This window comes from Methylobacterium sp. J-118, assembly GCF_057836565.1.
In genome coordinates this window covers 3,202,533-3,215,000 of record NZ_JBYQFA010000001.1, presented here as the reverse complement: position 1 = coordinate 3,215,000, position 12,468 = coordinate 3,202,533, and the positions used below count along the sequence as shown (strand labels likewise).

The 12,468-nt window shown below is 69.1% G+C and carries 10 protein-coding genes (1 of these 10 cut by a window edge); all 10 read left to right on the top strand.

The window, feature by feature from the left end:
• On the top strand, positions 1 to 326 hold the 3' portion of the coding sequence (locus tag AC3IF3_RS15490) for a sigma-70 family RNA polymerase sigma factor (protein WP_489217071.1). Its footprint begins 271 nt before the window's first position; 326 of the gene's 597 nt are visible here — the last part of the coding sequence; its start codon lies beyond the left edge, outside the window; it ends in the stop codon at positions 324 to 326.
• A gap of 84 nt (positions 327 to 410) precedes the next feature.
• A complete protein-coding gene (locus tag AC3IF3_RS15485; RefSeq protein ID WP_489229444.1) occupies positions 411 to 1,340 on the top strand; it encodes a DUF4880 domain-containing protein in 930 nt (309 codons plus the stop codon).
• Between the two features lie 297 nt (positions 1,341 to 1,637).
• Positions 1,638 to 2,450 carry an energy transducer TonB gene (locus tag AC3IF3_RS15480; RefSeq protein ID WP_489231310.1) on the top strand — a complete coding sequence of 271 codons (813 nt, stop codon included), beginning with the start codon at positions 1,638 to 1,640 and terminating at the stop codon, positions 2,448 to 2,450.
• Between the two features lie 120 nt (positions 2,451 to 2,570).
• Positions 2,571 to 3,542, top strand: coding sequence for a tonB-system energizer ExbB (gene exbB / locus AC3IF3_RS15475; protein ID WP_489229443.1), 972 nt, complete (start codon positions 2,571 to 2,573; stop codon positions 3,540 to 3,542).
• 4 nt (positions 3,543 to 3,546) lie between these two features.
• Positions 3,547 to 3,978 (top strand): TonB system transport protein ExbD, encoded by a 432-nt coding sequence (exbD, locus tag AC3IF3_RS15470; protein WP_489229442.1) that lies wholly within the window; start codon positions 3,547 to 3,549, stop codon positions 3,976 to 3,978.
• Positions 3,979 to 4,108: 130 nt separating this feature from the next.
• On the top strand, positions 4,109 to 5,413 hold the full coding sequence (locus AC3IF3_RS15465) for a M16 family metallopeptidase (protein ID WP_489229441.1): 1,305 nt from the start codon (positions 4,109 to 4,111) through the stop codon (positions 5,411 to 5,413).
• A gap of 86 nt (positions 5,414 to 5,499) precedes the next feature.
• Positions 5,500 to 6,780: a M16 family metallopeptidase gene (locus AC3IF3_RS15460; protein WP_489229440.1), complete on the top strand. Its 1,281-nt coding sequence runs from the start codon at positions 5,500 to 5,502 to the stop codon at positions 6,778 to 6,780.
• Between the two features lie 150 nt (positions 6,781 to 6,930).
• Positions 6,931 to 9,456, top strand: coding sequence for a TonB-dependent siderophore receptor (locus tag AC3IF3_RS15455; protein ID WP_489229439.1), 2,526 nt, complete (start codon positions 6,931 to 6,933; stop codon positions 9,454 to 9,456).
• A 132-nt stretch (positions 9,457 to 9,588) separates the two neighbouring features.
• A complete protein-coding gene (locus AC3IF3_RS15450; RefSeq protein WP_489229438.1) occupies positions 9,589 to 11,382 on the top strand; it encodes an ABC transporter ATP-binding protein/permease in 1,794 nt (597 codons plus the stop codon).
• A gap of 290 nt (positions 11,383 to 11,672) precedes the next feature.
• Positions 11,673 to 12,467, top strand: a complete 795-nt coding sequence (gene purC, locus AC3IF3_RS15445; RefSeq protein WP_091789573.1) for a phosphoribosylaminoimidazolesuccinocarboxamide synthase — start codon at positions 11,673 to 11,675, stop codon at positions 12,465 to 12,467.
• Position 12,468 lies beyond the last annotated feature (1 nt).

Below are 12,468 nucleotides of genomic sequence, written 5' to 3'. Positions count from 1 at the left end.
TGATCACGATCGCCAAACGGCTGATGATCGAGATCTTTCGGCGAAATCAACTGCGCAAGGATTACGAGGCCGAACTCGCGCGGGCCCCCGTCGGCACGGTCGCGTCCCCCGAACACCAGCTCATCGTGCTGGAGGCCCTGCGCGAGATCAGCAGGATCCTGGCGTCGATGTCGCCGCGGGCCCGGGCGGCCTTCCTGCTCAGCCATATCGACGGCATGACATACACCGATGTCGCCCGGGAACTCGGCGTGTCGGTGACGATGGTCCGACGCTATATCGCGCAGGGCCTGATGCGCTTCTACCAACACCACCCGGACCGGGGCTGAGAGCCCGTGGCGAAGTCCAGATCCTCCGAGAGATTTCGCGCCGATGCGCCGGTCTCAGGTTCGTCCAAAGAAGTTCCTCCCGCGGTGATCGAGGCGATCACCTGGATGGTCAATCTGAATTCCGGCGCGGTGACGGCGTGCGAGCGCCGGGACTTCGCCGCCTGGTATGAGGCCGATGCCGCGCACAGGGAGGCCTGGGGCCGCCTGTCCGCGTCGCTCGCCCGGGCGGATCTCGTCCGCGACGCGCAACCCGTATCAGGGGACGGCCTCGGCCGGCGCCTCGTCCGAGGCGAGATGAGCCGCCGCCGCTTCGTCAAGACCGTGGCCCTCGGCGGCGCCGCGGTGGCCGGAGCCGGTTTGGCGGACAGGGTGCGCCCCCTCGGTGATCTCCTCGCCGACCAAACAACATGGACCGGCGAGCGGCGGGCGCTCGACCTCGCGGGCGGCGGGAGCCTGATCCTGGGGCCGCGCTCGGCCGTCAATCTGGGCGGCGACGCGGGGACCGACCGCATCGATCTCCTGACCGGCGACCTGTTCGTGACGCTCGATGCCGCACGGCGCCGGCCCGTGCACGTCACGATGGGCGACTGGCTGCTCGAACCGACGGCCGGGCGCCTGTCGCTGCACCGGAACGGCCCGTCCCTCGCGATGGTCGGCCTCGATGCGCCGGTGCGGGCGACCGTCGGGGGGCGGCGGCTCAGCGTCGAGGCGACCGAGACCCTCACGTTCGAGGACGGCGCGCTGCGTCAGGGACGTGCCGATGTCGAGGTCGAGGCCGCCTGGACCAGGGGCCTCCTGATCCTCCGCGACGGCCATCTCGCCGGCGTGGTTCGCTCGTTGCAGCCGTATTTCGTCGGCCTCATCCGGGTCTCGCCGGCGGCCGCGGCGGTGCGGGTGGCGGGCGTGTTCGACGTCAGCGACCCGCACGGCACGCTCGACGCCCTCACCGAAATCGCCCCGGTCACGATCCGCGCCGTGACGCCCTTCTGGCTGAGCGTCGACGTGATCGCCTGAGCCGACCGGAGGACCATGCATTCCCGCAAACTTTTTCGCCGCGGGGGGTGTCACTCCGGGCGTCAGCCCCGTCTTCCTCGAAGCGGTGCTGCGAAGCGGCCGTGCCGTCGCGGGGCGGCGTCTTCAGGGAGATGAAGCATGTCGGCTCGGGGATGGCCAGCCTTGCAGCTCTTCGTCCCGCGTCCGGAAGCGCGGCGCCCCCTCCATGAGGCCGAGATCGGCCGTCGGGGCACGCATGGCCGCGCACGGCCGGGTCGTGATGGGGGCTCCGATGGGCGGATGTGGTCCTTGGGCGCGATGCCCCTCACCGCCCAGGGTCGGATCCATCCGGATCGCAGGCGGGCGCTTCAGGCGGAGGATAGGAGCCGCCGCCGGGCGCTGGCCGCCGGATGGGGCGCCGCCGCCCTCCTGGTGGTCGGGCTGCATGTCGGCGCCGCCTTTCTCCTGACGCGCGCCCGGATCCCGGACCCGGCCCGCCCCGACGAGATGGGGGCGATCGTGATCGACCTCGCCCCCGAGATCCGGCAGGCCGCCTCGCAGGTGGACGCCGCCGTCGCCAAGCCGGAGGAGCAGGCCGAGCCCACCATGCCGGAACCGGCACCACCGGAGGAGACGGTCGAGCCGGTACCGAAGGTCGCGGAGGCGCCGGTCGAGGCGGTCGCGCCGCTTCCGCAGCACAGGGAGAAGGCGAAGCCGGCCGAGCGGAAGCCGGTGACGCGCAAGCCGCCCGAGCGGACGCTGCGGGTCGTGCGCAAGGTCGGCCTCCGCACCGCCAGCGCGCCGCGCTCGGAGCAGCACGCCGCGGCGACCGCCGCGGCTGCGGCCGGAGCGGCCAATTCCCTGTCCGCCGCCGACTGGAAGAGCCTCGTCTCGGCGGCCCTCAACCGGAACAAGCGCTTTCCCTCCGGCGTGGCGCTGAGCGGCAGCCCGACGCTCCGGGTCGCCATCGCCGCCTCGGGCCAGGTCACCGCCGCGGCGGTGATCGCGTCCTCCGGCTCGCCGGAACTCGACGCCGCCGCGGTCCAGACCGTCCACAGGGCCTCGCCGCTGCCGCCGCCGCCCGCGGGCCCGCAGACCCTGACGTTCCGGATGAACTTCCGCCCCCGCTGAGCGGCCCCTGAACCCGGAGCAGCGCCGGCGCGAGGCGAAGAAAATCGCGGCGCCCCGTTTCGGATTCCGGGGCTCGTCGCACAAGCATAGGGAACCGTCTTCTCCAGGGGGCTAGAAACGATGCCGGCATGGATCGCAGCAATCCATCCGTTCCTCCCGTCCGGCGCGGTGCGCCGGCTGCTGAGGCTTGTCGTGCTGGCCATGCCGCTCATCGGCCCGGTCGCGGGATCCGCAGGCGCCCAGGATGTCGAGACAGTCGGTCAGACCGCGCCGGCCGTATCGGGCGGGGAGACCGGCGCGCCGGCCGTCGCGGCTCCGCCGTCCTCGTCGTCGGCAGACGCCCCGTCACCGCCCGTCTCCGCCGGGCCCGCGGTCGCGGCCGCGACCCCGAAGGACCACGACCTGACGCCGGCCGGCATGTTTCTCCACGCCGACCCGGTCGTGCAGGGCGTGATGATCCTGCTCGCGTGCGCCTCCATGGCGTCCTGGGTGGTGCTGCTGGTCAAGGGACTCGGCCTCCGGCTCGCCAGATGGCGCCTGAACGCGGACCTCGCGGCGATCGGCGCGGCGCGCAGCCTCGCCGAGGCGGGGCTCAGGGTCCGCCGGGGGATCGCCGCCCACCTTCTCCTGGAGGTGGAGGAGGAGCTCGCCGCCTCGCAGGGTCTGGCCGCCGAGGGGATCAAGGAGCGCGCCGCCATCGGCCTCCAGCGCATCGAAGCCGCCGCGGCGAGGCGCATGGCGGTCGGCACCGGCATCCTGGCCACGACCGGTTCGATCGGTCCCTTCGTCGGCCTGTTCGGGACCGTCTGGGGCATCATGCACAGCTTCGTCGGCATCGCGAAGTCCAACACGACGAACCTCGCCGTGGTCGCCCCCGGCATCGCCGAGGCGCTGCTCGCCACCGGCATCGGCCTCGTCGCGGCGATCCCGGCGGTGGTGATCTACAATGCCCTGACCCGCTCGATCGGAGGCTACCGGATGCTGGTCGGCGATGCCGCCGCCCTCGTCCTGCGTCACCTCTCCCGGGACCTCGACCGGCGCGACTCCGAGGCCTTCGGGCCGACGGTCGGCCTGCGCGCGGCGGCGGAGTGACGCGATGGCCTTCCACGTCGGATCGGGCGACGACGGCGATCTCAGCGAGAACGCCGACATCAACATCACGCCGTTCATCGACGTGATCCTGGTGCTGCTGATCATCTTCATGGTGGCGGCCCCGCTCTCGACCGTGACCGTCCCGGTCGAACTGCCGACGTCGAACGCCAGGCCGCAGCCGCACCCGAACAAGCCGATCTTCCTCAGCGTGCGGGCGGACCTGTCCCTGGCCCTGGGCGAGGAGCCGGTGGCCCGCCCGGCCCTCGCCGCGGCCCTCGATGCCGCCGCGAACGGCTCGAAGGAGGAACGCATCTTCCTCCGGTCCGACAAGGGGGTGCCCTATGGCGAACTCATGCAGGTGATGAACCTGCTGCGGGCGGCGGGCTACCTCAAGATCGGCCTCGTCGGCCTCGAAGACGCGACCGGCGCCCCCTGAGCCGAGCGGGACGCGATCGCACGCGTCGGCCTGCGCGCCATGGACCGGCGCCCGCTCAAAAAAAACCGTCCGGCCTGCCGAGGGGCCGAGGCGCCCGTCCGAAACCCGCCGGCCCAGGATGCCGCCCGTGATGCATCGTCCCACCGCATCCAACAGCCCGGCGCCCGACGGCGGCGAGCCGGTCGCCGTCGAGGCCGCATGCCTGCCGAACGGCCTGCAGATCGTCGTGATCCCGGACCGGCGCAGCCCCGTGGTCACCCATATGGTCTGGTATCGGACCGGGGCGGCCGAGGATCCGCCCGGACGATCGGGCACCGCACACTTCCTGGAACACCTGATGTTCAAGGGTACGGCGCGCCACCCGGCCGGGGCGTTCAGCGCGTTCCTGGGGAGCGTCGGCGGCCAGGAGAACGCGTTCACGAGCTGGAACTACACCTGCTACCACCAGCAGGTTCCCCGTCCGCACCTGAGCGCCTGCATGGCGTTCGAAGCCGACCGGATGGGCCGGCTCACCATCGACGCGGCGGTGGCCGCGACCGAGCGCGCGGTCATCCTCGAAGAGCGCGCCCTGGTGGCCGACGGCCGGCCGCAAGCGCTCCTCGAAGAGGCCATGGCGGCCGCCTTGATCCCGGAGCATCCGGCCGGGCGCCCGATCATCGGCTGGCGGCATGAGATCGCCGGCCTCACGGGCGCCGACGCGCAGGCCTATCACGGGCGCTTCTACGCGCCCGCCAACGCCATCCTGATCGTCGCCGGCGACACCACGGCCGAGGAGGTCGTGCGGCTCGCGGACGACGCCTACGGCCCGGTTGCCGGCGGGGCGGCCTTCATCCGGCGCCCGGCGCCGAACCCGCTGCCCCCGGTCGGCCGGCGGATCACCCTGGCGGATGCGCGCGTCCGGCAGCCGCAACTGCAGCGCCTTCACGCGGTACCCTCGCCCCGCACGGCAGCCCCCGGCGAGGCGGAGGCCCTGGAGGTTCTGTGCCACCTGCTGGGCGGGGGCCGGACCTCCGCGCTGCACCGGCGGCTGGTGGTCGAGACGCGCTGCGCGACCTCAGTCGGCGTGTACTACCTGAGCGAGTACTTCGCCCAGGAATCGCGCTGCTACCTCGTCGCCGAGCCGGCCGTCGGGGTCACGCCGGAGGCCCTCGACGACGCGGTGGAGGCGGCCCTTCAAGCCGTGCGCGACACCGGTTTCGCGCCGGCCGCGCTCGCGCGGGCCAAGACGCAGATCGTCGCCGACGCCCTCTATGCCCGCGACAGGCAGGTGCAGCTGGCGACCTGGTACGGGCGGTCCCTAGCCCTGGGCGCGAGCCTCGCCGACCTCGCGGGCTGGCAGGACCGCATCGAGGCGGTGACGCCGGAGGCGCTCGCCGCGGCGCTGACATTCCTCGACCGCCGGCACGGCGTCTCCGGCTACCTCGTCGGCGGCTGAGGGCGCCGGGGGCCCGGCGCGACCCGGTCGCCGGGAGATCGACCGTCCCCAGCCGTGCCGTTTCCACCCGGATCGAGACCGCGTCCATGCCATCGCAGCCCCCCTCGCCCGCCCCCTCGACCTACGCGGAGCGGATCCGAATCCTGCGCAGTCCCGGCGGCATCGCGGCCTGGCTGATCGAGGACCACACCCGCCCGGTCCTGACCTGTGCCTTCGATTTCCGCGGCGGCGCGCGTCTCGATCCAGAGGGCGCCCCCGGGGCGACGCGCATGCTGGGGGGCCTGCTCACGGAGGGGGCCGGCGCCCTCGACGGAACCGCTTTTCACGAGGCCCTCGGCGACGGGGCGATCCGGCTGGGGACCAGCGTCGGGCTCGACGGCCTCCAGGGCAGCCTCACCTGCCTCGTCCGGACGGCGGAGAGCGCCTTCACGCTGCTGGGGCTCGCCGTCCGGGAGCCCGCCTTGGCGCCCGACGCGGTGGAACGGCTGCGCGCCGTGATCGCCGCGCAGATCCGGTCCGCCGGCGGCCGGCCCGAGGAGGTCGCCCGGCAGGCCTTCATGGCGCGGGGTTTCCGCGGCCATGCCTATGCGCGGCCGGTCCAGGGCGACCTCGCCTCCATCGCGCGGATCGGCGAGGCCGACCTCCGGGCCGTTCAGGCGCGGCTGCTGACCCGGGACAACCTTCACGTGGCGGTGGTCGGGGCGATCACCGCAGACGCGCTCGGGCCGCTCCTCGATCGCGCCTTCGCGGCGCTCCCCGGCGGGGCCGCCCCGCCGGTCGCCCGAACCGAACTCGGCGGCCTGGGCGAACTGGTCCGGACCGACCACGCCGCGCCGCAGACCGCGATCGTCTTCGGCCGGCCCGCCCTCCCCCGGGACGATCCGGATATCGCCGCCGCGATCGTGGCGAACCATTGCTTCGGCGGCGGCGGCCTGACCTCCCGCCTGTTCCGGGCGCTGCGGGAGAGAGATGGGCTCTGCTACGCGGTCGGAACGAGCGTGGCCCCGTTCCGGGGGGCGAGCACGCTCATCGGCTCGACGCGGACCGGTAACGACCGCGTGCCCGAGATGATCGACCGGCTCCGCGGCGAGATGCGATGCCTCGCCGAGACGGGCCTGGACGCCGCCGAATTGGAGGCGGCGAAGAGCTACCTGATCGGTTCGCACGACATGGGGCTCGCCAGCTCCTCCGCCCTCGCCGGCGCCCTGCTGACGCTTCAGGTCGAGGGCCGGCAGCCAGACTGGCTGGATGCATGGCCGGCGATGATCGCGGCGGTCGGCGCGGCGGAGGTGGACCGGGCCATCGGCCGCGTCTTCGGAGACGGCGCGCTGCTGTTCTCCGTCGCGGGCCCAGCAATCAACCCCTGACGCGCCGGAACCGGTTGCGCTTTCGCGATCTCGCTCGTCATCCCAGGACAACAGAAAGGGCTGGAACAGCCCGAGTCGTGGGGGCGTGGCATGAGCTTGCGGCGTATCGGAAAAGTATATCTGCTATCGAGTCTGCCAATATTATTGGCGGTGCCGGCACATGTCACACTCGGCAACTTGGCACGCGCCGAAGACGGCGCGGTCGACTTCGCGATAAGCTCCGGCACACTCGGCGACGTGCTCACGCAGATCGGAACGGTTTCGGGGTCGCCGATCTCGTTTCCGCCGCAGGCGGTCCAGGGCCTGAAGGCCGGGCCGATCCGGGGACGGATGAGCAAGACGGATGCGGTCGCGCGGGCCATCGCGGGCACGCCCCTGCGGATGAGCGTGGGCGCCAACGGCATGGTGATGGTCACGGCCCGGCCGGCCCCCGCGGCGTCCGGGGGCGCCGCCACCGACATCGCCGACATCGACGTCACCGGCAACGGCATTAACGCCAACGGCAGCAGCGACCCCCTGGCGACCGAGGGATCGGGAAGCTACGGCGCCGCCGCCGCCAACGTCGCCAGCAAGACACCCCTGTCGCTCAAGGACACGCCGCAGAGCGTCTCGGTCATCACGCAGCAGCAGCTTCAGGATCAGAAGATCACGACCCTCGATCAGGCCGTCGATGCCGCGCCGGGCCTGATAAGGCAAACAGGCGGCGGCGCCGGCCAGAGCAACCTCAGCAGCGCCTATTATTCCCGCGGCAACCAGATCACCAGCCTGTCGGTGGATGGCGGCACCCCGATCCTGATCGGTGACCTCGGCGAATCGTTCAGATCCAGCTACATCCCGGTCATCGACCTGTCGCAATACGACAGCGTGCAGATCCTGCGCGGCTCCGGCGGCCAGTACAGCGGCACCGGCTCGCCCGGCGGCACCCTCAGCCTGCAGCGCAAGCGGCCCCTCGACCGGCTGACGGGCTCAATCGACCAATCGTTCGACTCGTTCGGAAGCAAGAGAACCGTCGGCGATATCAATACCGGCCCGATGCTCGACGGACTGGTCAGCATCCGGGGATCGTTCGTCCACGACGACACCGAGAATTTTTACCGGATCTCGAACAAGACCGTCAATCAGGGCTATCTCAACGCCGAGATCCGTCCGGCGGAGGGGACGCAGATCAATCTCGGCGGGACCCACAACGAGACGAACGCCGTGCCGTGGTTCAACGGTCTGCCGACCTACAAGGGCGGCGCCTTCATCCCGTTCTCCAGGTCGATCTGCCTCTGCGCACCGTGGGCCAAGACCGATATCGTCACCGACGAGTATTTTGCCCAGGTCCGGCAGGATATCGTGGAGGGGTGGCAATTCAATCTGAACAGCTCCGTCAATTTGCAGAGCTCGAAAAACGACAATTTGAATTTCAACGCCAGAGAAAATAACGGCATCCTCGCGAACAACACCGGATCGCGCTGGTTCGCAACATACAATCAGAGCAAATCCGATCAGTATCTGCTCGACAGTTTCATTACCGGTAAAGACGATCTTTTTGGGGTGCCGATCGAGACAACGTTCGGCACCAGCATCCAATACATCAACCAGGCCTTGCCGAATCAGCCGCTCAGTTATTCCTATCCCAACGCGACACGCATCAACGTCCTCGGGTATTCGGGATATGAACTGCCGCGGATGCCCCTGTCCAAATATTTCAAGGTGGATCAATACGACAAGGCCTATGACCTCACCCAGATCGGCGGTTACGCAAGCATCCGTCTGTCGCCCGTTCCGTGGGCGCATCTCCTGATAGCCGAACGGATCAGCGGCTTCCAGCAGAATATCCAAGAGTTCAATAACGGAACGACCATTACCTCCAACAGCGGCAACATTCACATCCCGATCCCGGATGTCGGGCTGACGCTGGATATCGATCCGCAGACATCGATATACGGAAGTTACACGACGATCTATCAGATCAGCCAGAACCTGTCCGCGCCGAGCAAGCTGATGCCGCCGATGGAGGGCCATACCTGGGAGGCCGGCATCAAGCGCAGCGATTTCGATAATCAACTCCAATCGTCGCTGGCATTCTATCAATCGGAATTGATCAATGTGCCCCTCTTGGATCCGAGCCAACCCTACAATCAGGATCCGACATCGCTGCTGAGCTGCTGCTTCCTGCCGGCCGGCCGGGCGATCTCGCAAGGGTTCGATGTGGCCGTGTCGGGCAAGGTCACGCCGGATTGGGATGTAAACGCGAACTACACGTTCAACGACAACAAATCATTTTCCGGCGACGGGTCAAACCAGAAGACAACCTACCTGTTCCCAAAACATATTGCCAAGCTGTTCACGACCTTCCGGCCCTGGACCGGGTGGGACGAACTGGATCAGCAATTGCGGCGGGTACGGATCGGGTTCGGTACCGATTTCCGCAGCACAACGGCCCATTCGGGCGTGTATTACGATGTTGCCGGACGCCGTCCGCAAGCGTTCTTCTATCAGATCAGGCAGCCGAGCTACGCGACATTCAACGCGCTCATCAAGTATGACGTCACCGAAACGGCCTTCGCCCAGATCAACGTGTACAATCTCTTGGACCGTCGGTACTATCAGTCGATCGGTACCTTCGGCGGCGGCAATTGGCTCGGCCAGGGGCGGACGGTGGTGGGTTCGGTCCATCTCACGTTCTGACCTGTGCCGGGATCCTCGGGCCCGCTGTGCAGGCCCGCGATCTCCAGGGCTGCGCTCAGAACCCGCACACGGTCCGAGACCTTCTGAAACCGGGATTTTGCCGATACGTGATCGAATACCGGACACGATGCGATGCAGGACCAATCCGTGACCGGCCTCGCCTCGGCCGAGGCGAGCCGCGTCGCGACGGATCCCGGCAATTTCAAGCTGGACACCCGCTTCGCGCGGCGACTCTGGGCAGTTCTCAAACCCTACTGGCTGCGTCGGGGGGCGTGGCCATCCTGGCTGCTCGCGCTCGCGGGGATCGTCCTGTCGGCCGCCTACGGCATCGCGGGCGGCTACGTGACCACCACCACCGCGAGCCTCACGAACCAGCTCGTCGCCAGGAACGCATCGGCGTACTGGCCGCTGTTCTTCGCGCTGCTTGGCCTCAATTTCCTGCGCCAGATCATCAGCACGCTGCAGATCCTGTCCAGCCAATACCTCAATGTGCACTGGCGCGGATGGCTGACGACCCGGTTGATCGATCAATACCTATCGGCGCGGACCTATTACGAGATCAGCCTCACGCAGTCGATCGACAATCCCGATCAGCGCATCCAGGAGCAGGTCGAGCCGTTCTGCGAGGCCGTCAGCCGCTTTCCGCGGGAGCTGACCCATGCGAGCATCGATGTCGGCGTCCAGGTCGCGATCCTGGCGAGCATCTCCCGGTCGATGCTGATCGCGACGCTGGCCTATGTCGGCTTGCAGATCGTCCTGAACTACGTCGTCTATCGGCCGCTGATCCGGAAGCAATGGGACGTGACGGTCGCGGAGGCGGACCTGCGCTACGGCCTGCTGCACGTGCGCGATCATGCGGAAACCATCGCGTTCTATCAGGGCGAGGCCGCGGAGCGGGGGCACCTGCTCGATCGGCTGAGGATCGTCCTCGCCAGGCGGCTACGCATCGTCCGCTACGCCCTGGTGATCGCCGGGGCGGGCGAACTCACCGCCATCATCTGGCATGCCCTGCCGGCGATCTGCCTGGCGCCGGTGTTCTTCGCGGAAGCGATGGATTACGGGACCATGACGGCCGGGATCGCGGCGGCGAGCATGATCGTCGGCGGCCTCAGCGTGGTCTCGCGCTTCATCCCGAGCATCGTCGAGGCCGCCCCGACGGTGGTGCGCATCGCTGAGATCCAGGAGACGTTCAACGCGCTGGCCGCCAACGCCCGGCCGGACGACGCCCCGCGCATCACCCTGCGCTATGGGAGCACCGACGGGATCGCGCTCCGCGACGTGTCGGTCCAGACGCCGGCGGGCGAGCGCCATCTCGTCGAGCGGCTCACCCTCAGCCTCGGCGCCGGGGAGCGCCTGCTGATCGTGGGCCGGACGGGCATCGGCAAGAGTTCGCTCCTGCGCGCGATGGCCGGGCTCTGGACCCGGGGACAGGGCACCATCGAGATGCCCGATCCCGCCACGATGATGTTCCTGCCGCAGCGGCCCTACATGCCGCTGGGTGACCTGCGGCTGCAGCTCACCTATCCCCGTCAGCGGAGCCTGTCCTTGAGCGACGGGGAGCTTCAGGCGATCCTCGAACGGGTGCACCTGCCGGACCTCGCGGAACAGGCGGGCGGCTTCGCGGCGCGGCGCGACTGGGGCCGGATCCTGTCCCTCGGCGAGCAGCAGCGGATCGCCTTCGCCCGTATCCTCGCGAGCCGGCCGCGCTGCGTCTTCCTCGACGAGGCGACCAGCGCCCTCGATCCGGAGACCGAACAGCTCCTGTACGACCAGTTGCGCCGCACCGGCGCGACCGTGGTCAGCGTCGCCCACCGGCCCAGCCTCACGGCCTATCACGACACGGTGCTGCGCCTGTCGCCGACGGACTGGACCCTCGAGCGCCTCGACGCGGCGGTGGATGAGCCCGCTCAGCTCCATCCCGCCTGAATCGGATCCCGGGGCGGGCCTGACGCCGAACCCCGCCGCCCCTGCGCCGCTCGCTCCGCCCGAGGCCGGCCGGGGGAGACTCGGCCGGCCATCCGCGCCCGCGCCCCGCGTCGACGCGGATCCGGCACCCCTGCCCCGCGGGCTAACGCGTTGTGCTGGAAGCCCGGTTCGGCTAGTTTAGAAGCCGGTCGCCGGGGCTCTCGGGCAGAGGTCGTCCGGCGGCCCGACCTCGCGTCCGGTCGCCGCGCCGCGGATTCCGCCCCATCGTCGCGCATCAGGAGCCTCGGCCCATGGACTTCCTCAAACCACGGTACACGCCTATGAACCGCCGCCGTCGCATCTACGAGGGCAAGGCGAAGGTCCTCTACGAGGGACCCGAGCCCGGCACGCTCATCCAGCACTTCAAGGATGACGCGACGGCCTTCAACGCGAAGAAGCACGAGGTCATTGACGGCAAGGGCGTGCTGAACAACCGGATCTCGGAATTCGTCTTTCAGCACCTCAACGACATCGGCGTGCCGACGCATTTCATTCGCCGGCTCAACATGCGCGAGCAGCTGATCCGCGAGGTCGAGATCATCCCGCTCGAGGTCGTGGTGCGCAACGTGGCGGCGGGCTCGCTGGCGACCCGGCTGGGCCTGGAGGAAGGCACCCAGCTGCCGCGCTCGATCATCGAATTCTATTATAAGAACGACGCGCTCAACGACCCGATGGTGTCGGAGGAGCACATCACGGCCTTCGGCTGGGCGACGCCGCAGGAGATCGACGACATCATGGCGCTGGCGATCCGCGTCAACGACTTCCTGTCGGGCCTCTTCCTCGGCGTCGGCATCCGGCTCGTTGACTTCAAGATCGAGACCGGCCGCCTGTGGGAGGGCGACATGATGCGCATCGTCGTCGCCGACGAGATTTCCCCGGATTCCTGCCGGCTCTGGGACATCAAGTCGTCCGACAAGCTCGACAAGGACCGGTTCCGCAAGGATCTGGGCGGCCTGATCGAGGCCTATACCGAAGTCGCCAAGCGGCTCGGGATCATGTCGGAGAACGAGAAGGTCCAGGGCAGCGGGCCGCGGCTCGTCCAGTAGC

What these genes read in the sequence shown, in the direction of transcription:
- AC3IF3_RS15480 (WP_489231310.1), top strand. Translation starts at nt 1,638, where the DNA reads ATGCCCCTCACCGCCCAGGGTCGGATCCATCCGGATCGCAGGCGGGCG.
- exbB (WP_489229443.1), top strand. Translation starts at nt 2,571, where the DNA reads ATGCCGGCATGGATCGCAGCAATCCATCCGTTCCTCCCGTCCGGCGCG.
- exbD (WP_489229442.1), top strand. Translation starts at nt 3,547, where the DNA reads ATGGCCTTCCACGTCGGATCGGGCGACGACGGCGATCTCAGCGAGAAC.
- AC3IF3_RS15465 (WP_489229441.1), top strand. Translation starts at nt 4,109, where the DNA reads ATGCATCGTCCCACCGCATCCAACAGCCCGGCGCCCGACGGCGGCGAG.
- AC3IF3_RS15460 (WP_489229440.1), top strand. Translation starts at nt 5,500, where the DNA reads ATGCCATCGCAGCCCCCCTCGCCCGCCCCCTCGACCTACGCGGAGCGG.
- AC3IF3_RS15450 (WP_489229438.1), top strand. Translation starts at nt 9,589, where the DNA reads ATGCAGGACCAATCCGTGACCGGCCTCGCCTCGGCCGAGGCGAGCCGC.
- purC (WP_091789573.1), top strand. Translation starts at nt 11,673, where the DNA reads ATGGACTTCCTCAAACCACGGTACACGCCTATGAACCGCCGCCGTCGC.